The organism is Bradyrhizobium sp. KBS0727, from assembly GCF_005937885.2.
Taxonomy (GTDB): domain Bacteria; phylum Pseudomonadota; class Alphaproteobacteria; order Rhizobiales; family Xanthobacteraceae; genus Bradyrhizobium.
On sequence record NZ_CP042176.1, the window covers coordinates 1,674,450 to 1,695,635 of the forward strand.

Annotated in this window: 19 protein-coding genes; 14 read left to right on the forward strand and 5 right to left on the reverse strand. The window is 63.8% G+C overall.

The window, feature by feature from the left end; genetic code table 11:
* Position 1 precedes the first annotated feature (1 nt).
* Positions 2-2,098, forward strand: a complete 2,097-nt coding sequence (locus FFI89_RS07665) for a 3-hydroxyacyl-CoA dehydrogenase NAD-binding domain-containing protein (protein WP_168212825.1) — start codon at positions 2-4, stop codon at positions 2,096-2,098.
* A gap of 89 nt (positions 2,099-2,187) precedes the next feature.
* Positions 2,188-2,544 (forward strand): acyl-CoA thioesterase, encoded by a 357-nt coding sequence (locus FFI89_RS07670; protein ID WP_371722502.1) that lies wholly within the window; start codon positions 2,188-2,190, stop codon positions 2,542-2,544.
* 121 nt (positions 2,545-2,665) lie between these two features.
* On the opposite strand, the gene FFI89_RS07675 is transcribed toward FFI89_RS07670, so the two are convergent.
* Positions 2,666-3,100 (reverse strand): glycine zipper domain-containing protein, encoded by a 435-nt coding sequence (locus tag FFI89_RS07675; RefSeq protein ID WP_138834355.1) that lies wholly within the window; start codon positions 3,098-3,100, stop codon positions 2,666-2,668.
* A gap of 284 nt (positions 3,101-3,384) precedes the next feature.
* Here FFI89_RS07675 and FFI89_RS07680 point away from each other — a divergent pair, with 284 nt between their 5' ends.
* The 9 genes from FFI89_RS07680 to FFI89_RS07720 all read left to right on the forward strand — a co-directional run bounded on the left by FFI89_RS07680 (position 3,385) and on the right by FFI89_RS07720 (position 12,608).
* Entirely contained in the window at positions 3,385-3,576 is a 192-nt protein-coding gene (locus FFI89_RS07680) for a hypothetical protein (protein WP_138834356.1), read from the forward strand.
* Positions 3,577-3,817: 241 nt separating this feature from the next.
* Positions 3,818-4,648, forward strand: coding sequence for a DeoR/GlpR family DNA-binding transcription regulator (locus FFI89_RS07685; RefSeq protein ID WP_138834358.1), 831 nt, complete (start codon positions 3,818-3,820; stop codon positions 4,646-4,648).
* A 284-nt stretch (positions 4,649-4,932) separates the two neighbouring features.
* Positions 4,933-6,477 carry a glycerol-3-phosphate dehydrogenase gene (gene glpD, locus FFI89_RS07690; RefSeq protein WP_138834360.1) on the forward strand — a complete coding sequence of 515 codons (1,545 nt, stop codon included), beginning with the start codon at positions 4,933-4,935 and terminating at the stop codon, positions 6,475-6,477.
* On the forward strand, positions 6,474-7,619 hold the full coding sequence (locus tag FFI89_RS07695; protein ID WP_138834362.1) for an ABC transporter ATP-binding protein: 1,146 nt from the start codon (positions 6,474-6,476) through the stop codon (positions 7,617-7,619). Before glpD ends, FFI89_RS07695 begins: the two co-directional genes overlap by 4 nt.
* A 12-nt stretch (positions 7,620-7,631) precedes the next feature.
* On the forward strand, positions 7,632-8,717 hold the full coding sequence (locus tag FFI89_RS07700) for an ABC transporter ATP-binding protein (protein WP_138834364.1): 1,086 nt from the start codon (positions 7,632-7,634) through the stop codon (positions 8,715-8,717).
* The gene (locus FFI89_RS07705; RefSeq protein WP_138834365.1) at positions 8,717-9,619 is read left to right on the forward strand and encodes a carbohydrate ABC transporter permease; all 903 of its coding nucleotides are present in this window, start codon (positions 8,717-8,719) and stop codon (positions 9,617-9,619) included. The genes FFI89_RS07700 and FFI89_RS07705 overlap by 1 nt, the downstream gene beginning before the upstream one ends.
* Positions 9,619-10,425: a carbohydrate ABC transporter permease gene (locus FFI89_RS07710; RefSeq protein WP_138834367.1), complete on the forward strand. Its 807-nt coding sequence runs from the start codon at positions 9,619-9,621 to the stop codon at positions 10,423-10,425. Before FFI89_RS07705 ends, FFI89_RS07710 begins: the two co-directional genes overlap by 1 nt.
* A 2-nt stretch (positions 10,426-10,427) precedes the next feature.
* On the forward strand, positions 10,428-10,754 hold the full coding sequence (locus FFI89_RS07715) for a DUF2160 domain-containing protein (RefSeq protein ID WP_138834369.1): 327 nt from the start codon (positions 10,428-10,430) through the stop codon (positions 10,752-10,754).
* A 114-nt stretch (positions 10,755-10,868) separates the two neighbouring features.
* Positions 10,869-12,608 carry an ABC transporter substrate-binding protein gene (locus FFI89_RS07720; protein WP_138836178.1) on the forward strand — a complete coding sequence of 580 codons (1,740 nt, stop codon included), beginning with the start codon at positions 10,869-10,871 and terminating at the stop codon, positions 12,606-12,608.
* A 193-nt stretch (positions 12,609-12,801) separates the two neighbouring features.
* Here FFI89_RS07720 and FFI89_RS07725 read toward each other — a convergent pair whose 3' ends face one another.
* From FFI89_RS07725 to FFI89_RS07740, 4 genes are all read right to left on the reverse strand, one after another.
* Positions 12,802-13,902, reverse strand: a complete 1,101-nt coding sequence (locus tag FFI89_RS07725; protein WP_138834371.1) for an alkene reductase — start codon at positions 13,900-13,902, stop codon at positions 12,802-12,804.
* A 121-nt stretch (positions 13,903-14,023) separates the two neighbouring features.
* Positions 14,024-14,884, reverse strand: a complete 861-nt coding sequence (locus FFI89_RS07730; protein ID WP_138834373.1) for an SDR family NAD(P)-dependent oxidoreductase — start codon at positions 14,882-14,884, stop codon at positions 14,024-14,026.
* A gap of 213 nt (positions 14,885-15,097) precedes the next feature.
* Positions 15,098-15,601 (reverse strand): DUF1993 family protein, encoded by a 504-nt coding sequence (locus FFI89_RS07735; RefSeq protein WP_138834375.1) that lies wholly within the window; start codon positions 15,599-15,601, stop codon positions 15,098-15,100.
* Between the two features lie 230 nt (positions 15,602-15,831).
* Positions 15,832-17,166 (reverse strand): lytic murein transglycosylase, encoded by a 1,335-nt coding sequence (locus tag FFI89_RS07740; RefSeq protein ID WP_138834377.1) that lies wholly within the window; start codon positions 17,164-17,166, stop codon positions 15,832-15,834.
* A gap of 268 nt (positions 17,167-17,434) precedes the next feature.
* Between FFI89_RS07740 and FFI89_RS07745 the strand changes: the two genes are divergently transcribed.
* The 3 genes from FFI89_RS07745 to FFI89_RS07755 are packed head-to-tail and all read left to right on the forward strand — an operon-like array spanning position 17,435 to position 21,042.
* Positions 17,435-18,304, forward strand: a complete 870-nt coding sequence (locus FFI89_RS07745; protein WP_138834379.1) for a xanthine dehydrogenase family protein subunit M — start codon at positions 17,435-17,437, stop codon at positions 18,302-18,304.
* 18 nt (positions 18,305-18,322) lie between these two features.
* Entirely contained in the window at positions 18,323-18,805 is a 483-nt protein-coding gene (locus FFI89_RS07750; protein ID WP_138834381.1) for a (2Fe-2S)-binding protein, read from the forward strand.
* Positions 18,805-21,042 (forward strand): xanthine dehydrogenase family protein molybdopterin-binding subunit, encoded by a 2,238-nt coding sequence (locus tag FFI89_RS07755; protein ID WP_138836180.1) that lies wholly within the window; start codon positions 18,805-18,807, stop codon positions 21,040-21,042. Before FFI89_RS07750 ends, FFI89_RS07755 begins: the two co-directional genes overlap by 1 nt.
* Positions 21,043-21,186: the final 144 nt, after the last annotated feature.

The window sequence follows — 21,186 nt, forward strand, 5'->3', positions numbered from 1 at the left end:
CATGGAATCACGGATCATGGACCTTCTCGGCGATCGCGTGCTCGAACTCGGGCCGAAACCCGACGCCAACGGGCCCTACAGGAATTTCAAGCTGACCCGCGATGAGGACGGCGTCGCCTGGCTGTTGTTCGACCGCGCCGGCGCCAGCGCCAATACGCTCTCGGCCGATCTGCTCGAGGAACTCGACAAGGTGCTGGCCGAACTCGAAAGCGCACGGCCGACCGGGCTTGTCGTTCGCTCCGCCAAGACATCCGGCTTCATTGCCGGTGCCGACGTCAACGAATTCCGCGGCGCGACCGACGCCCGCGCGGTCGAGACCCCGATCGGCCGGGCGCACGCGGTAATCGACCGGATGGAGGCGCTGCGCATCCCGACGGTCGCCGTGATCCACGGCTTCTGCCTCGGCGGCGGCCTCGAGGTGGCGCTGGCCTGCCAGATGCGGATTGCGATCGACGATGCCCGGTTTGGTTTTCCGGAAGTGATGCTCGGCCTGCATCCCGGCCTTGGCGGCACGGTGCGCTTCACGCATCTGGTCAATCCGATGCAGGCGATGACCTTGATGCTGACCGGCAAGACCATCGATGCGCGAAAGGCGAAATCGCTCGGACTGGTCGATGCCGTTACCCAGGAGCGGCATGTCCGCAACGCGGTGAAAGACGCGATCTCCGGCCGCCTCAAGCGCGCGCGGCCCGGGCTGCTCAACACCGTTCTCAACCTCGGCCCGGTGCGGGGTTTGCTCGCCTCGCGGATGCGCGCCGAGGCCGGAAAGGCAGCACCCGAGGAGCACTATCCGGCGCCGTACGCGCTGATCGATCTCTGGGAAAAGCACGGCGGCGACAGGGTTGCGATGCTCGACGCCGAGAAGGCGTCGTTCGCCAGGTTGATGGTGACGCCGACTGCACAGAACCTGATCCGGGTGTTCTTCCTGCGCGAGCAGATGAAGAAGCTCGCCGGTACCGGCAACAAGATCGCGCACGTTCACGTCATCGGCGCCGGCGCGATGGGCGGCGACATCGCCGCCTGGTGCGCCGGCCAGGATATGCGGGTCACGCTCGCCGACATGAAGCCGGAGCCGATCGCCGGCGCCATCAGGCGCGCTGCGGAATTGTTCGGAAAAATCCTGCGCAAGCCTACCGAGGTCAGGGATGCGCTCGACCGGCTGATGCCGGACATGCAGGCCGAAGGCGTTCGCAACGCCGATCTCATCATCGAGGCGGTGCCGGAAAAGCTGGAGCTGAAGCAGAAGGTTTATGCCGGCTTGGAGCCTGTCATGAAGCCCGGCGCGATCCTCGCCACCAACACCTCGAGCATTCCGCTGCAGGATTTGCGCACTACATTGCAGAAACCCGAGCGACTGCTCGGATTGCATTTCTTCAACCCGGTGTCGCGGCTGCAATTGGTTGAAGTGGTCAGCCACGACGGCACGGATGCGCAGCTGTTGAAGGAGGCGCTGGCCTTTGTCGGCGCCATCGACCGCCTGCCGTTGCCGGTGAAGAGCTCGCCGGGGTTTCTCGTCAACCGTGCGCTGACGCCCTACATGCTGGAGGCGATGGTGATGCTCGACGAGAAGGTCGACAAGTCGGTCATCGACGCGGCGGCGAGGAAGTTCGGCATGCCGATGGGCCCGATCGAACTCGCCGACCAGGTGGGCCTCGATATCTGCCTCGATGTCGGCGACATGCTGCGCTCGAAATTCGGCGATCAACTGCCGCCGACGCCAGCCTGGCTGCGCGACAAGGTCGCCAGGGGCGAACTCGGCCGCAAGACCGGCAAGGGCTTTTACGTCTGGAAGGATGGTAAGGCCGACATCGCGCCTTCGTCGCCCACCGCCGCGCCGCCTTCGCCCGAAATGATCGACCGGCTGATCCTGCCGATGTCCAATGTCTGCGTCGCCTGCCTGCGCGAAGGCATCGTCGACAATGCCGACGTGGTCGATGGCGCGGTCATTTTCGGCACCGGCTATGCGCCGTTCCGCGGCGGTCCGTTGAATTATGCGCGCGACCGCGGCGCGGAAAACGTGGTCTCGACCTTGCGCGCGCTCGCGGAAAAATTCGGCGGCCGGTTCGCGCCTGATGCCGGCTGGGAGAATTTCAAGTGACCGATACCCAAGTGACCGAAACCCATGCCCACGCGCTGCCAACCACCGAAACCGAGCCGAGCGGCGATCTCTGCATCCGCACGCTGGCGATGCCGGCCGATACCAATGCCAACGGCGATATCTTCGGCGGCTGGCTACTCGGCCAGATGGATCTCGGCGGCGGGGTGTTCGCTTCCAAGATCGCGAAATCCCGCACGGTGACGGTTGCGATCGAGGCGATGAATTTTCGCAAAGCGGTCTATGTCGGCGATCTCGTTTCCGTCCATGCCAGCCTGGTGCGGATCGGCCGGACCTCGGTCACGGTTCATCTCGAGGCTTGGGCATTGCGTCGCCGGGAGATGGTGCCGATCCTGGTGACCGATGGCAACTTCACCTATGTCTCGATCGACGATCAGGGCCATCCGCAGCCGATCCAGCAGGCCGGGCCACCGCCGATTCCGGTTTGAACGCCGGGGCGCTTTCAAGCTGAAGCGCGCTTTCAAACCGAGGTCGCGTTTCAAACGAAAATCCACCTCGCATATGATGCGAGGTGGATTTCTTTTGATCAAGTCCCGAGCTGAACAGGCCTTACGGGCAGGGGCGCTCGTAGCCGTCGCGGCCGATGAACGTGCCGCGGCTCGGATCATAGGACGGGGAGTACATGCAGCGCGGCCGCGGGGGCGGTGCGTAAGCCCGGGGCGGAGGCGCATATTCCGCGGTCTGGCAATAGCGCGGCGACACCGCCATCCAGCCCTCGGGCCGCTCCACGTAGCAACCGTTCTGGTAATAACGATAGCCGCCGGGGCGCGGCTCGCCCTGGGCGCCGATCGCGGCTCCCGTGCCCGCTCCGATGATAGCGCCGACCGCGGCGCCGCGGCCGCCACCAAGTGCACCGCCGACAATCGCGCCGGCAGCACCTCCGAAGAGAGCGCCTCCGAGCGTGCTGTCCTGGGCGGCTGCCTGGTGGACCTGCCCACAAATCGCGAGCGCAGCCACCATCGTGACCGCAAATTTCGAAATCATGTCTGTTCTCCCTGCTGTCAGGCCCTTCATAGCAAAGATTCGTCGGGAACACAGGGCCCAGCTTGGTCGCAGCTCAAGCCTGCAGCGCAGCAACCCGCGGGCAATAAGGCGAAAATACGTCTATCGGGATCCAAGATGCGGTGGCGTCTGCACGCCCACCGGCGCCATCGCCTGCGTCGCGTGTGATGCGTTCGGCTGGACGCGAAGACGCCACGGCTTCGTCATACGCCCGGAACAATCAGCCCCTAAATCCGTTGCCAGCAGCGAATCAACGAAGGCTGGCAATGTCGGATACGTTCATTATCGAAGTTTCGTCGCAACCTGCGGGCATCGTCGTGCGCGGCCCCGGCGGATTCCAGTTCTTCGCTGCGTCGCACCGTTTCGACCGGCTGGAAGGCCAGGTGTTTCGCAACGCGCGCGAGGCCGAGCGTGCCGCGACCCGTCTCGCGAACGGCGCGCTGCCGACGGCGGCGTAGACCGGCGAGCCGTCTCGTAACGTTTCCTCCGTCATTGCGAGGAGCGCGAGCGACGACTTGTCCGCCGTAGCTCAACGAGCGTAGGCGGAAGCACTCCATCTTTGCGGCTCTCCATCTTTGCGGCTCGATGGATCGCTTCGCTTCCCGGAATGCCAGCCCTTAACTTTATTCTGATCTCCCTCGTTGACGGTATCGCCAATCGGCCGCACCATGGGACGCCTTCCATCCCAAGGTGCTCGCCGTGGCCGGACTGTCCAACCGCCAGACTGAAATCCTCAATATCGCCCGCGCCTCCGGCCGTGTGATCGTGGAGGATCTTGCCCGGCGTTTCGAGGTTTCGGCGCAGACCATCCGCAAGGATCTCAACGATCTCTGCGACCAGCGCTCGCTGACGCGCATCCACGGCGGCGCCATCATCGCCTCCGGCGTCGAAAACCTGGCCTATGAGGCGCGGCGCTTTGTCGCCGCCGAGGAGAAGCGCGCGATCGGGATCGCCGCGGCGTCGCGAATTCCGAACGGCTGTTCGCTGTTCATCAACATCGGCACCACGACGGAAGAAGTTGCGAGCGCGCTGACCTCGCATGAGGACCTGCTCGTCATCACCAACAATCTCAACGTCGCGATGCTGCTTTACCGGCATCCGCGCATCGAGGTCATCGTGGCTGGCGGCGCGGTGCGCCGCGCCGACGGCGCCGTGATCGGTTCCACCGCGATCAGCCTGATCGGCCAGTTCAAGGTCGATTACGCCATCATCGGCGCATCGGCGATCGACGAGGAGGGCGCGCTGCTCGACTTCGACTATCGCGAGGTGCAGGCGGCGCAAGCGATCATCGCCAACGCGCGCAGCGTCATGCTGGTGGCGGACTCCACCAAGCTGCGTCGAAGCGCGCCGGTGCGCATCGCCCATCTCAGCCAGATCCACACCTTTGTCACCGACGCGCCACTGCCCGCCGGCCTCGCCAACATCTGCCATGGCAGAGGCATCGAGGTGGTCGAGGCAATGGACAAGCCGGCCGCCGATATCGATGAGCCGGCGGGTGATTCCGCCGCGACCGTGGTGCGGCTGAAGTAGCGCGCTGCCAGATCTCGGCTGCATGGTTCGAGACGCGCGGCGTTGCCGCGCTCCTCACCATGAGGTCTGAGAATTTCGCAGCCGCCAAACTCGCAGACCTCATCCTGAGGAGGCGCGAAGCGCCGTCTCGAAGGATGTAGCCCCGCTCTTTCCAAGTCAGCGCCGTCCTCAGGGAATTCCATCGCCAGTTCCCACTTTCGCTTGCTTTCGTTTTTCTTTGTGATTTAATCTAATCCGAAAGCGAAATCGCCGAAGTGAAGAGGCGGTCGCCGGGGAAGCGTTCGTTGGACAAGGTATTCGACCTCGCCATCATTGGAGGCGGCATCAATGGCTGCGGCATCGCGCGCGATGCGGCGGGCCGGGGTAATTCTGTTTTCCTTTGCGAAATGAATGACTTGGCGAGCGGGACGTCGTCCTGGTCGACCAAGCTGGTGCATGGCGGGCTGCGCTATCTCGAATATTACGAGTTCCGGCTGGTCCGCGAGGCGCTGATCGAGCGCGAAATTCTCTGGCAGATCGCGCCCCACATCATTCGTCCGCTTCGTTTCGTTTTGCCGCACCATTCCGGGTTGCGACCGGCCTGGCTGCTCAGGCTGGGGTTGTTCCTGTATGATCACATCGGCGGCCGGCATCTGCTGCCGCCGACCCGCTCGGTCGATCTCGCCCGTGACGAGGTGGGAAAACCCTTGATCGCCAACCGCTACACCAAGGGCTTCGAATATTCCGATTGCTTCGTCGACGACGCGCGCCTGGTCGTGCTCACGGCGCGGGATGCGGCCGATCGCGGCGCGGAAATTCACACCCGCACCCGCGCGGTCGAGATCAAGCAGGTCGACGGCATCTGGCAACTGACGGTGGAGAACACGATCGGCGGCGCGCGCACCACCATTCAGGCGCGCACGCTGGTCAATGCCGGCGGTCCCTGGGTCGAGCAGGTGCTGTCGTCGGGCTCCGGCGTCAACGCGCGCGCCAAGGTGCGCCTGGTGCAGGGCTCCCATATCGTGGTGCGCAAGCTCTACGAGCACGACCGCGCCTACATGTTCCAGAACGCCGACGGTCGCATCATCTTCGTCATCCCCTACCAGGACGATTTCACGCTGATCGGAACCACCGATCGCGATTACGACGGCGATCCTTCGAAGGTGAAGGCGTCGACCGAGGAGATCCGGTATCTCTGCGCATCCGCCAGCGAGTATCTGAAAAATCCGGTGACACCGGAAGACGTGGTCTGGACCTATTCCGGCGTCCGCCCGCTGTATGACGACGGCGCCAGCGAAGCCAAGGCCGCGACTCGCGACTACGTGTTCGAACTCGATACGCCCGGTGGCGCGCCGCTGCTGTCGATCTATGGCGGCAAGATCACGACCTATCGGCGCCTCGCGGAAGAAGCGCTGGAACGGCTCGCGCCTTACCTGCGTAGCGCCAAGGCAAAAGAGGGCTGGACTGGCAAGTCGGCCTTGCCCGGTGGCGACATGGATGTGTCGGCGATTGCGGCACTAACCGCGGAACTGGTGCGGAAATATCCGTTTCTCTCGACCGCCCATGCCAACCGGCTGGCGCACGCCTACGGCACCCGCGCAGCGAAGGTTCTCGGCAACGCGAAATCGATGGCCGATCTCGGCCAGTCGTTCGGCGCCAGCTTGACGGAAAGCGAAGTCAGGTACCTGATGTCGGTGGAATGGGCCTGTACCGCCGAAGACGTGGTGTGGCGCCGGTCCAAGTTGGGCTTGCGGCTGTCGTCAGACGAAATCGCCGCGCTCGACGCGTGGATCGCGGCCAACCGAACCTCCGGCGAACGTCCCCTCCGTGAAGCGAGAGGACGGACATGAGCGTCACGCTCGAACATGTCACGCGCACCGTGGATGGCATCCCGACCATTCGCGATGTCTCGCTGACGCTCGATCGCGGCACGCTGAGCGTGCTGCTCGGGCCGACGCTGTCGGGCAAGACCTCGATCATGCGGCTGCTCGCCGGCCTCGATAAGCCGACGACCGGCCGTGTGCTGGTCGACGGCAAGGACGTTACCGGTGCTGACGTGCGGCAACGCTCGGTCGCGATGGTCTATCAGCAGTTCATCAACTATCCCTCGCTGACGGTCTACGAAAACATCGCCTCGCCCCTGCGGGTGCAGGGCAAGCCGCGCGGCGAGATCGAAAAGCGTGTGCAGGAGGCGGCAAGCCTGCTGCGGCTGGAGCCGTACCTGAAGCGCACGCCGCTGCAATTGTCCGGCGGCCAGCAACAGCGCACCGCGATCGCGCGCGCGCTGGTCAAGGGCGCCGATCTGGTCCTGCTGGACGAACCGCTCGCCAATCTCGATTACAAGCTGCGCGAGGAACTGCGCACCGAACTGCCGCGCATCTTCGAGGCGTCGGGCGCGATCTTCGTCTATGCGACCACCGAACCCTCGGAAGCGCTGCTGCTCGGCGGCGACACGCTTTGCATGTGGGAAGGCCAGGTCCTGCAGGCCGGCAATACCTCAAAAGTCTATCGCCATCCCGACACGCTGCGGGTGGCGCAGGTGTTCTCCGATCCGCCGCTCAACCTCGTCGGCATCGAGAAGAAGAACGGTTCAGTGCAATATGCCGGCGGCATCCAGGCGCCTGCAACCGGACTTTACGCTTCGCTCTCCGACGGTCCGTATCGCGTCGGCTTCCGCGCCCACCAGCTCGAGGTTGCGAACGGCATCGCCGGCCGCCATGCGTTCCAGGCCACCGTCACCGTGACCGAGATCACCGGTTCGGAAAGCTTTGTGCATCTCAATCGCGATGCATCCAATTGGGTGGCGGTGCTGCAGGGCGTCCATGAATACGAGCCCGGCCATGTGCTCGATGCCGTGCTCGATCCCGACAACGTCTTTGTGTTCGATGCCGCCGACCGTCTGGTCGCGGCGCCGGCCTCCCACATAGCGTTTTCAAGCGAAGTGGTTGGCGGTTCGCGTCAAGAAAACGCGCCCACCAAAAAGCCCACTTGAGGGAAACGCATCATGGCCCGCATTGACCTCGTCGATCTCGCGCATTCCTACGGCGGCAATGATGCGCCACCCGAATCATTTGCGCTGAAGCCGGTGACGATGACCTGGCGGCAGGGCGGCGCCTATGCGCTGCTGGGGCCGTCCGGCTGCGGTAAGACCACGTTGCTCAACCTGATTTCCGGCATCGTGACGCCGTCGAGCGGCCAGATCCTGTTCGACGGCGCCGATATCACACCGCTGTCAACCCAGAAGCGCAATATCGCGCAAGTGTTCCAGTTTCCGGTGATCTACGACACCATGACGGTCGGCCAAAACCTGGCATTCCCCCTGAAGAACCGCGGCGTGCCGAAGGCCGACATCGACGCGCGGGTCAAACGGATTGCCGACCTGCTCGACCTCACGCCCTATCTCGGCCGCAAGGCGACACGGCTGACGGCGGATGCCAAGCAGAAGATCTCGCTCGGCCGCGGCCTGGTCCGCTCCGACGTCGCCGCGATCCTGTTCGACGAGCCGCTGACCGTGATCGATCCCGAACTGAAGTGGCAGTTGCGCTCGAAACTCAAGGCGCTGCACCGCGACCTCGACCTCACGATGATCTACGTCACCCACGACCAGACCGAGGCGCTGACCTTTGCCGACACCGTGGTCGTGATGCATGACGGCCGAGTGGTGCAGAGCGGCACGCCGGCCGAACTGTTCGACAAGCCCGCGCATACCTTTGTCGGCTATTTCATCGGCTCGCCCGGCATGAACATCGTGCCGGCCATGGTGAGCGGCCACGAGGCGCGGATCGACGGCCATACCATCGGCCTGCATCGCAATTACGGCGTGCTGCCGGCGGGGGCGAAGATCGAGATCGGCGTGCGGCCGGAATTCGTCAACGTGGCGGCTCCCGCCTCGGGGTTGTTGTCGGCCAATATCGAGCGCATCGACGACCTCGGCCGCGTCCGCTTTGCCCGCGTTCGCATCGGCGACGCCAAATTTGCCGCGCGCGTGCCGCAGGGATTTTCGGTTTCCGACAACACGGTCGGGTTGGTGTTCGATCCCGGCCATGTTCACGTCTATGCCGACAGCCGTCTTGTCGAGGGGGTTGCCTGATGGACAAGACGGTCAACCAGAAGGCCTGGTTCCTGGTGCTGCCGGTGTTCCTGGTGGTCGCGTTCTCCGCGATCCTGCCGCTGATGACGGTGGTGAACTATTCGATGCAGGACACCTTCGGCAACAACCAGTTCTTCTGGAACGGTGTCGGCTGGTTCAAGGAGCTGCTCGATCCCTCGACCGACCTCGGCGGGCGCTTCCTGGCATCGCTCGGCCGCAACCTGTTCTTCTCCGCCGTGATCCTCGCAATCGAGGTGCCGCTCGGCATCGTGGTGGCGCTGTCGATGCCGCGCGAGGGCTGGTCGGTCGCCGTCTGCCTCGTGATCCTGGCGTTGCCGCTTTTGATTCCGTGGAACGTGGTCGGGACCATTTGGCAGATTTTCGGGCGGCCCGACATCGGCCTGCTCGGCTATACGCTCAACGGGCTCGGCTTCAACTACAACTACGTCTCCAACGAGTTCGACGCCTGGGCCACCGTCATCGTGATGGACGTCTGGCACTGGACCAGCCTGGTCGCACTGCTGTGCTACGCCGGCCTGAAGTCGATCCCCGACGCCTATTACCAGGCGGCGCAGATCGACGGCGCCTCGCGCTGGGCCGTGTTCAAGGCGATCCAGTTGCCGAAGATGAAGCGCGTGCTTCTGATCGCGGTGCTGCTGCGCTTCATGGACAGTTTCATGATCTACACCGAACCGTTCGTCGTCACCGGCGGCGGCCCCGGCAATTCGACCACCTTCGTCTCGATCGAACTGGTCAAGATCGCGCTCGGGCAGTTCGACCTCGGCAAGGCGGCGGCGCTGTCGCTGGTCTACAACCTGATCATCCTGATCGTGTGTTGGTTGTTCTACACCGTGATGACCAATGCCGGAACCGAGCGTCCGGCCAAACAGGGAGTCGCCTGATGCATTCGATTCCCGGCCGCCGCGCCATCATGGTGCTGTTCCTGATCTTCCTGATGTTGCCGATCTACTGGCTCGTCAACATGAGCTTCAAGACCAATGGCGAGATCGTCTCGACCATGACGCTGTGGCCGCACCAGCCGACGCTGGAAAACTACATGCGCATCTTCACCGACGAAAGCTGGTATTCCGGCTATATCCACTCGCTGAACTACGTCGTGATCAACACCGTGATCTCGATCGCGGTGGCGCTGCCGGCGGCCTACGCGTTTTCGCGCTACCGCTTCCTCGGCGACAAGCACCTGTTCTTCTGGCTGTTGTCGAACCGGATGGCGCCGGCGGCAGTCTATGCGCTGCCGTTCTTCAATCTCTATTCGGCGATCGGCCTGTTCGATACGCCGTGGGCCGTGGCGCTGGCGCACTGCATCTTCAACGTGCCGCTGGCGGTGTGGATCCTCGAAGGCTTCGTCTCGGGGGTGCCGCGCGAAATCGACGAGACCGCGTTCCTCGACGGCTACTCGTTCCCGAAATTCTTCGTCAAGATCCTGGTGCCGCTGATCGCGAGCGGCATCGGCGTCGCCGCGTTCTTCTGCTTCATGTTCTCCTGGGTCGAGCTGCTGCTGGCGCGAACGCTGACGACGGTCAACGCCAAGCCGATTTCGGCGATCATGACGCGCACGGTTTCCGCCGCCGGCATGGACTGGGGGCTGTTGGCCGCCGCCGGTGTGCTCACCATCATCCCCGGCGCGCTGGTGATCTGGTTCGTCCGCAACTACATCGCGCGCGGTTTCGCGCTGGGCAGGGTGTAGTCATGGAAAACGTCGCATGGATGGCCTGGACCGTGCCGACCGCGATCTTCTTCGTGATGCTGTCGCTCACGCTCGGCGTCATGACATGGCTTGCGGTCGCCTATCCCGAGGCCGAACGGATCGGCATCCTGCGGATTCCGACAACGCGGGGCGACCGGCTGTTCATTTCGCTGGTGCTGACCGCGGTGATCCATCTGTTGTGGATCGCCTTTGTCGGCACCGACGCGATATTCACGCTTCCGATCGGGGAGGGCGTTGAGATTTCGAGCCTGTGGCTCGCAACCGTGATTTCGCTTCTCTCGGCCGTTGCGATTTTCCGCAACGTCTGAGAGATGCGAAAAATGAGCAGATCCGGGATCAACCCGGGCCTGGTTTTTGATTCTGCAACCGGAGGAACCAAAATGCGATACTTGAGAGGAAAGACCAAGGATCGTCTTCTGACGATGACCAGCGCCGCCGCGCTGATCGCGGCGTCGGTGACGATGGCTGCGCCGGCGCTTGCCGACGACGCAACCGCGCAGAAGTGGATCGACAGCGAATTCCAGCCCTCGACCTTGTCGAAGGCGGACCAGTTGAAGGAGCTGCAGTGGTACGAAAAGGCCGCCCAGCCCTTCAAGGGCATGGAAATCAACGTCGTATCGGAAACCATCACGACGCATGAATATGAATCCAAGACGCTGGCGAAGGCGTTCACCGAGATCACCGGCATCAAGATCAAGCACGACGTCATCCAGGAAGGCGACGTGGTTGAGAAACTGCAGACCCAGATGCAGTCGGGCAAGAACGTCTATGACGGCTGGATCAACGATAGCGACCTGATCGGCACCCACTTCCGCTACGGCCAGACCATCATCCTGTCGGACTACATGACCGGCGAGGGCAAGGACGTCACCGACCCGATGCTCGACGTCAACGACTTCATCGGCAAGTCGTTCACGACGGCGCCGGACGGCAAGCTCTATCAGCTTCCCGACCAGCAGTTCGCGAACCTCTACTGGTTCCGCTACGATTGGTTCTCCAATCCGGACTACAAGGCCAAGTTCAAGGCCAAGTACGGCTACGACCTCGGCGTACCCGTGAACTGGTCGGCGTATGAAGACATCGCCGAATTCTTCACCAACGACATCAAGGAAATCAACGGCGTCAAGGTCTATGGCCACATGGACTATGGCAAGAAGGATCCCTCGCTCGGCTGGCGTTTCACCGACGCCTGGCTGTCGATGGCGGGCAACGGCGACAAGGGCATTCCGAACGGTCTGCCGGTCGACGAATGGGGCATCCGCATGGAAGGCTGCCGTCCGGTGGGCTCGTCCGTCGAGCGCGGCGGCGACACCAACGGTCCGGCGGCGGTCTACTCGATCGTCAAGTATCTCGACTGGATGAAGAAGTATGCCCCGCCGCAGGCGCAAGGCATGACCTTCTCCGAATCCGGACCGGTGCCGGCGCAAGGTGCGATCGCGCAGCAAATCTTCTGGTACACCGCCTTCACCGCCGACATGGTGAAGCCGGGTCCGGTGATGAATGCCGACGGCACGCCGAAATGGCGCATGGCGCCGTCGCCGCACGGCGCGTACTGGAAGGAGGGCATGAAGCTCGGCTACCAGGATGCCGGCTCGGCGACGCTGCTGAAGTCGACGCCCCCGGATCGCCGCAAGGCGGCCTGGCTCTATCTGCAGTTCATCAACTCCAAGACGGTGAGCCTGAAGAAGAGCCATGTCGGTCTCACCTTCATTCGTGAGTCCGACATCTGGGACAAGTCGTTCACCGAGCGTGCGCCGAAGCTCGGCGGCCTGATCGAGTTCTACCGCTCGCCGGCGCGCGTGCAGTGGACCCCGACCGGCAACAACGTGCCTGACTATCCGAAGCTGGCTCAGTTGTGGTGGCAGAACATCGGCGATGCGTCGTCCGGTGCGAAGACCCCGCAGGCGGCAATGGATGCGCTGGCCGCAGCCCAGGACTCGGTGATGGAACGTCTTGAGAAGTCCGGTGTGCAGAAGGAGTGCGGACCGAAGCTGAACAAGAAGGAGACCGCCGAGTTCTGGTTCGCCAAGGCTCAGAAGGACGGCACGCTGGCGCCCCAGCGCAAGCTGGCGAACGAGAAGCCGAAGGGCGAAACCATCGACTACGACACGCTGGTCAAGTCGTGGCCGGCGACCCCGCCGAAGCGGGCGGAAGCGAAGTGACATCGTAGATGTCATGGCCGGGCTTGACCCGGCCATCCACGAATAGTGAAAGGCCGGGAGCGATCCCGGCCTTTTTGTTGCCCCGCTGTCATCGTCCGCGAAGGCGGACGATCCAGTACACCGCAGTCCGTCGGTTCAATCACCGGTGCCAGTGATTACTGGATGCCCCGCCTTCGCGGGGCATGACAGTCAGCTACTCCGCCGCCTGTGCGGCCCCGAGCGTCGGATAATCCGTGTATCCCTTGGCGCCGCCGCCATAGAACGTCGCCTTGTCGAACGGGTTCAGCGCGGCGCCCTTCTCCAGGCGCTCGACCAGGTCGGGGTTCGAGATGAACGGCTTGCCGAACGCGATCAGGTCGGCCGCGCCTTCAGCCAACACCTTGGTGGCGAGCTCGAAATCGTAGCCGTTGTTGGCGACGTAGGCCTGCTTGAAGCGCTTGCGCAAGGACGCATAGTCGAACGGCGCAATGTCGCGCGGACCGCCGGTAGCACCCTCGATGACGTGAATGTAGGTCAACTTCAGCGCGTTGAGCCCTTCTACGATGTAGTCGAACAGCGGCTGCGGATTGCTATCCGAAACGTCATTGGCCGGCGTCACCGGCGAAATGCGGATGCCGGTGCGATCGGCGCCGGCGACGGCCGCCACCACCTTGGATACTTCGAGCATCAGCCTGGCGCGGTTCTCGATCGATCCACCATAGGCATCGGTGCGCTTGTTGGCGCCGTCCTTGGCGAACTGGTCGAGCAGGTAACCGTTGGCGCCGTGGATTTCGACGCCGTCGAAACCGGCTTCCAGCGCGTTCGCGGTACCGCGCTTGAAGTCCTCGATAATCCCCGGAATTTCCGAGAGCTCGAGCGCGCGCGGCTCGGAGATATCGGTGAAGGTGCCGTTGACGAAGGTCTTGCCCTTGGCGCGGATCGCCGAGGGGCCAACCGGCTTGCCGCCGCCGGGCTGCAGCGAGTCGTGCGAGATACGGCCGACGTGCCAGAGCTGGATATAGATGCGTCCGCCCTTCTCATGGACGCGGTCGGTGACCTTGCGCCAGGCGGCGGTCTGTTCCTTCGAATAGATGCCCGGCGTGTCCTGATAACCCTGGCCCTGCTGCGAAACCTGGCTGGCTTCGGTGATCAGCAATCCCGCCGAGGCGCGTTGGCCGTAATAGTCCACCGCCAGCGGGCTCGGCACCAGGCCGGACGGTATCGCGCGGTTGCGGGTCAGGGGCGCCATGACGACGCGGTTGGGCAGCGTAATCGGGCCAAGTTTGAAGGGCTCGAACAGTTTGGACTGGCTCATGTCGTTGGGTTCCGGAAAGTTGGCGGGTACGGAACAGTTGGGCATTGCCGCGTGCAGTGCAATGCCCCGCCCCATAGTGTTTTCGTGAGAAAACACGTCAAACAAAAAAGATTGACGGAGATTAACCGCGCACGATCCCGCCCATATGGCCGGCATCGAGGAACAGCGTGTGCGCGTTGACGTAGGATGATTCATTCGAAATCAGGAACAACGCAGCATAGGCGACCTCCCAGCCGGTGCCCTGGCGGCCGAACGGCACCGTCAGCGCGCGATCGGCCCGCCTTCGGCTGGCGTCGCGGCCCATCGGACTGTCGATGAAGCCCGGCGCGATCACATTGCAGCGAATGCCCTTTTCTTCACCGGCGCGGGCAATCGCCCGGCCGAGCGCGATCTGCGCCGCCTTGGAGGATTCATAGGCCGGGTTGCGGCCGTTGCCGCGCTGGCTCGCCATCGACGAGGTCAGGGTGATGGCGCCGCCCGGCGCCATGATCTCCAGCGCCTTCTGCGCGAACAGCATGTGGCTGCGCACGTTGACGGCGTAATCCTTGTCCCAGGCTTCCGCCGTCATTTTCGGCAGCGACAGGCCGCAGGAAATGCCGACATTGAGCGCCAAGCCATCGAGACCGCCGAGCTGCTTGGCACAGCGCTCGATTGCGGGTGCGATCGCCGCGACGTCGGAGACATCGACCACGTCGGTAAAAGCCTTGCCGCCTTCGCTTGTAATCTGCGCCACGGTGTTGTCGGCGGCTTCCTTGCTGACGTCGATGCAGGCGACATGCGCGCCCTCGCGTGCGAACAGCACCGACATGGCGCGGCCGTTGCCGATCGGCGGCTCCTCGTCGATGATTTTGCGCTGCCCGGCGCCGACCACGATGATGCGGCGGCCGGCGAGGCGGCCATGGCTCTTGGCAAGGCCAAGCGATTCCGCATGCAGCGAGGCGGACGGATCGATTTTTTGGGGGGCGTGCGTGGTGGTGGACATCGGTGTGGCTCTCCCTGAGTTTCTTGTTGCGGAGAGCACTAGCACGTCATGGCCCGCGAAGTGAAACCACCCGGTCTCGTCAGGCGAAACCGGGTGGGCTGTTCCCCTCATCCTGAGGAGCGGCCAGTTGGCCGCGTCTCGAAGGATGAAGGCCCGTCTGTGGCCTCATGGTTCGAGACGCGCTTCGCGCTCCTCACCATGAGGAGTATGCCGTCAATTCGCGCCCATAAAATCGCGCTTGCCGACCTCGACGCCGTTGTGGCGCAAGAGGCCGTGGGCGATCGCGGCATGGAAATAGAACTGCGGCAGGGAGAAGTTCGAGATGAACTGCTGGCCCTTCATCGTCATCGTCTTTTCCGGACCCATCGGGAAGGTGACGTCCTTGGTATCGGCGCCTTCGAACTGCGCGGGTTTGAACGATTTGACGTAGTCGATGGTCTTGGCGAGCCGCGCGCGCAATTCCTCAAAGGTCTTTTCGGTATCGGGCGTCTGTGGCACGTCGCTATGGGTGACGCGGGCGCAGCCGCGGGTGGCGAAATCGGCGGCGAGCTGGATCTGCTTCGATAGCGGCAGCATGTCCGGATAAAGCCGCGAATTGAGCAGCACCTCGGGCTGGATGTTCTTGGCCTTGCAATGCGCCTCGGCCTTGGTGAGCAGGCCGGAAAGGGAGCCTAGAACCTGCAGATAGGCCGGCACGGTGGCGTCGTAGAAAGACATGGGATGCTCTTTTCGTGTTGTGGAATATCGTTGCGTGCAGAGACTGCGTGCTGCAGGTGGGGCGGCCGGTAGGTAAATGCAACTGCATCCACCCGTCGATTACGAGATTTATTTCACGCCGTCATCGTCCGGCTCGACCGGACGATCCAGTATTCCAGAGGCGTTTGCTGTTAAATCGAAAGGCCGCGGCGTACTGGATTCCCCGCTTTCGCGGGGAATGACGGGCGGAGTTACCTCGGCCCGCCGCGCATCCGTGCCAGCAGCTCCGCGGTCGGCCAGGAATCCGCCGGCAGGCCGTATTTGGCCTGCATCGTCTTCACCGCAATCCGGCTCTGCTGGCCGAGCACGCCGTCGACCTTGCCGACATTGAAGCCGGCGCGCACCAGAAGCTGCTGCAATTCCTTGATCTCGTTGAGCGGCAGTTGCACCACCGGCGCCGACGGCTGTCGCATCGGCGCGGCACCGGCGATGCGGGTGGCGAGATAGCCCGCGGTGGTCGAATAGATCAGCGAATTATTCCACTCGGTATAGGCCGCGAAATTCGCATAAGCGAGGAACGCAGGTCCGGTGCGACCCATCGGCAGCAGCAGCGAGGCCGGCATGTCGTCGTTGGGCAGCGGTTTTCCATCCGCATAGGTGACGCCGAGCTGCGCCCATTTTGAGCGCGGCAATTTGATGGTCAGGTCCGCCTGGTCCCAGGGAAAACTTGAAGCGAGGTTTTGCGGCGCGCGCACTTCCTGCAGCCACGGCTCGCCGCGCCGCCACTTCAGGCCGTTGGTGATGTAGTTCGCGGTCGAGCCGATCACGTCGGGCGCGCTGCGCAACAGGTTGCGATGGCCGTCGCCGTCATAGTCCACCGCATAGTTGAAATAGTGCGTCGGCAGGAATTGCGTCTGGCCGAGTTCGCCGGCCCACGATCCGATCATCTCGCTGGGCGTGAGATCGCCGCGATCGACGATTTTCAGCGCCGCGATGGTCTCGTTCTGGAACATCTCCGAGCGGCGGCAGTCGTAGGCCAGCGACACCAGCGACGGCAGCGTATGCAGATTGCCGAGCTCCGCGCCAAAACTGCTCTCCAGTCCCCAGAACGCGGCGATCACGGCCGGCGGTACGCCATATTCCTTCTCGGCGCGATTGAACGCGGCCGCATGTATCCGGACCCGCGCCTGGGCCTGTTGGGCCGCGCTGTCGGACGCCCGGCGCCTGGCGAATTCGGTGAACACCTGGCCGAACACGCGCTGGCCGCGGTCGCGGTTCACGATGCTCTGGTCATAGACGAGATAGGGCGCTGCCTCGCTGAGCGCGCGCTGCGACACGCCGGCGGCCACCGCCCGCTGTTTCAGTTCGGCGAGGAAGCGGTCGAAATTCATCCCGTTGTGACAGGCCGCCGCGCGCGGGCTGGGCGTCGCTGCCACCGGCTGGCCGGGTGCCGCGATGGCTGGCCTCGGCGCAGTCACCGGTCTTGGCTGCGCCGGCCGGACAGGCGCCGGCGCCGGTTGGGCCGATGCGAGCGATGAAAATGCCAGTGACGCCGCGGTGACAACGAGAAATCTGGAAAACGGCATCAATGTCACCGGCCTGAAGTGAATAAGAGAGGCAAGTCTTAGACCGGAGGGACGGATTAGCCAACGGGCCTTGCCTGGGCCACCGGCTGCGACGCGAAACTCGGAGCAATATCGCCGCGCAAGCCCCGCTCTGCGCATGGGAGCCCGCCGCCTGAGCCCGATCTCGCAGGCTGTTCCAACCGGCATCCGCCGTGTAGGCTATTGTCCGCAGGCCGAAAAAGGGCCGCCGCCCATATGGGGCGCACAGATCAGGGAGACGGGGAACGGTATGACGGAACTCCGATACATGGCGCCGGCGACGCTGGACGAAGCGATTGGCGCTTTTGCCGCCGCAGGCAGCGCCGCGCGCATTCTGGCCGGTGGCACCGATTTGCTGGTGCAGATGCGCGCCGGCATGGTGAAGCCCGGCCTGATCGTCGACATCAAGAAAATTCCCGACCTGACTTCGATCGAGCAGACCAAAGATGGCGGCTTTCGCGTCGGCGCTGCCGTATCCGGCATGGCGCTGGCCGAGCACAACAGCTTCGGCAAGGTTTGGCCCGGCGTGCTGGAGGCCGTCAATCTGATCGGCTCCAAGCAGGTCCAGGGGCGGGCGTCGGCCGGCGGCAATCTCTGCAACGGCTCACCGGCCGGCGACAGCGTGCCCGCGATGGTCGCGGCCGGCGCGATCGTCACCGTGCAGGGCCCGAACGGCCGCCGCGATATCAAGGTCGAAGACGTGCCGGCCGGTCCCGGCCGCACCAATTTAAAACCTGGCGAAATCCTCGTCAGCTTCACGTTGCCACCGCGCGCGCCCGGATCCAGCGATGCGTATCTGCGCATGATCCCGCGCACTGAAATGGATATCGCCGTCGTCGGCCTCGGCGTCAGCCTCACCATGAAGGATGGCGTCTGCACCGCCGCGCGCGTCGGCCTCGGTGCCGTCGCGCCGACGGTGCTGCTGGTGGAAGATGCTGCCAAAGCGTTGATCGGCAGCAGGCTCGATGACGCCGCGCTCGCCAAAGCCGCCAACGCCTGCTCCGCCGCCTGCCGTCCGATCGACGACAAGCGCGGCACCATCGCCTACCGCACCAAGGTGGCCGGCGTGCTGTTGAAGCGCACGACCCTGATCGCCGCCAAGCGCGCCCAAACGAATTGAATTCGGGAAATCATTTTCATGGCCAAAGTTCACGTCACCACGTCCATCAACGGCGAGCCGATGGAATATCTGTGCGAACCCTCTGACACCATGCTCGACGCGCTGCGCGGCCCACTCGGCCTGACCGGCTCCAAGGAAGGCTGCGCTTCCGGCGACTGCGGCGCCTGTTCGATCACGCTCGATGACCGGCTGGTCTGTTCGTGTTTGATGCTCGCGGTCGAGGCCGAAGGCCACGAGATCCGCACCATCGAGGGCATGGCACATGGCGACAAACTGCATCCGCTGCAGCAGAAGTTTCTGGAATCGGCGGCGCTGCAGTGTGGCATCTGCACCTCGGGCATGCTGATCGCCTCCGACGCGCTGTTGCGGAAAAATCCCAATCCGAGCGAAGAGCAGGTCCGGTTCTGGCTCGCCGGAAATCTGTGCCGGTGCACGGGCTACGACAAGATCGTTCGCGCGGTGATGGAAACCGCCGCTGATATGCGGGAGACAGCACAATGATGAACGTCGTCACCAACAACAAGTGGATCGGCCAGCGCACCATTCGCCCTGACGGCGTCGACAAGGTCACCGGCCGCGCAGCGTTCGCCGCCGACACCACCATGCCCGGCATGATCTGGGGCAAGGTGCTGCGCAGCCCGCACCCGCATGCGCGGATCAAGTCGATCGATACCTCGAAGGCGGAAGCGCTTCCGGGTGTGAAGGCGGTGGTCACCGCCAAGGACATCGTCGATTTCCCGGTCGACAAGTCGGTGATGCTCGGCATCCAGGACATGCGCTGGATGTGCCGCAACGTGATGGCGCGCGAGAAGGCGCTGTTCCCCGGCCACCCGATCGCTGCCGTTGCCGCCACGTCGGAAGCGATCGCAGCACATGCCTGCGAGCTGATCGAGGTCGATTACGAAGTGCTGCCATGGTCGATCGAGATCGACGATGCGCTCAAGCCCGATGCGCCGATCCTGCATGACTTCGTCAAGTTCGAAGGCAAGCCGTCCAACATTGCCGGCCGCCTCGAAGTCAAGAAGGGCGACATCGTCAAGGGTTTTGAAGAAGCCGAGGTCGTGATCGAGCGCTCCTTCGCCACGCGGCCGGTGCATCAGGGCTATATCGAGCCGCACGCCTGCCTGATTTCGGTCGCCGCCGACAACAAGACCACGATCTGGAGCTCGAGCCAGGGCCAGTTCATGGTGCGCGCGATGACCGCGCACCTCACCGGCATCAACCAGAGCGACATCCGCGCCATTCCCGCCGAAATCGGCGGCGGTTTCGGCGGCAAGACCATCGTCTATCTCGAACCGCTGGCAGCGATGCTGGCGAAGAAATCCGGCCGCCCGGTCAAGATGGTGATGACCCGCGAGGAAGTGATGCGGGCGACGGGCCCCACATCCGGCTCGAAGAGCACGGTCAAGATAGGCGCCAAGAGGGACGGCACCATCGTCGCCGCGCACGGCATCTTCTATCTGCAGGCCGGCGCGTTTCCGGGCTCGCCGATCCGCGGCGCGGTTGGATGCAGTTTTGCGCCCTACGATATTCCTCATGTTCTCTCGGAGGGTTTCGACGTGGTGTCGAACCGCTCCAAGGTCGCGGCCTATCGCGCGCCGGGCGCCCCGATCGGCGCCTACGCCGTGGAGTGCGTGCTCGACGAACTCGCCGAAGCCTTGAAGATGGATCCGCTGGCGCTGCGCCTGAAGAACGCGGCAAAGGAAGGCACCAAGGCCGCCCACGGCCCGGTCTATCCGCGCATCGGTTACGTCGAGACGCTGGAGGCTGCGCGCGACTCCGATCACTACAAGGCGCCGCTCGGCAAGTTTCAGGGCAGGGGCGTCGCCTCCGGCTACTGGTTCAACGCCGGCGGCGAATCCTCGGCGCAGGTCAATATCACCGAGGACGGCAATGTCGTCGTCACCACGGGGCACCCTGATATCGGCGGCTCTCGCGCCGGCATCGCCAACATCTGCGCCGAACTGCTCGGCATCGATTATCGCCGCGTTTCGGTCCTGATCGGCGACACCGCGACGATCGGCTTCTCGAACCTCACCGGCGGCAGCCGTGTGCTGTTCGCATCCTCGATCGTGGTGACGCAGTCGACCGAGAAGGTGATCCACACGCTGCGCGAACGCGCGGCGAAGATCTGGGACATCGATCCCGAAGCGGTGAAATGGGAAAACGGCGCGGCGCATCCGGTCAGTCCGAACGCCGGCCAGTTCGAACCGCTGACCTTGGCGGAGCTCGCCGAGAAGGCCCCCTCGATGGGCGGGCCGATCGGCGCCGGCGTGCAGCTCAACACGGTCGGCGCGGAAGGCGGCTTCGGCACCCACATCGCCGACGTCGAGGTCGATGTCGAACTCGGGATCGTCCGCGTGATCCGCTACACCGCGATCCAGGACGTCGGCCGCGCCGTGCATCCGAGCTACGTCGAAGGCCAGTTGCAGGGCGGCGTCAGCCAGGGCATCGGCTGGGCGCTGAACGAGGAATATATCTACAACAAGCAGGGCAAGGTCGATAATCCCGGCTTCCTCGACTATCGCATGCCGGTGTGTTCGGACCTGCCGATGATCGACACCATCATGGTCGAGGTGCCGAACCCGAAACACCCGCAGGGCGTCAAGGGCGTCGGCGAAGTGCCGCTGATCCCTGTCATGTCCGCCATTTCCAACGCCGTCCACCAGGCGCTCGGCAAGCGTTTTTACAGTTTGCCGATGTCACCGCCGAAGGTGCTGGAAGTGATCGAGGGGTAAGCGCGATCCAGAAATGGCAGGCCCGACTGGTGAACGGGCCATGCTTTGGCGTGCGATCATTAATTCAACGGGACCTTCACGGCGCAGCGCGTTGAAGCAGAGCGTTGATGGGCTCCGCAGTCGCGGCCTAGTTGTGACTATCCG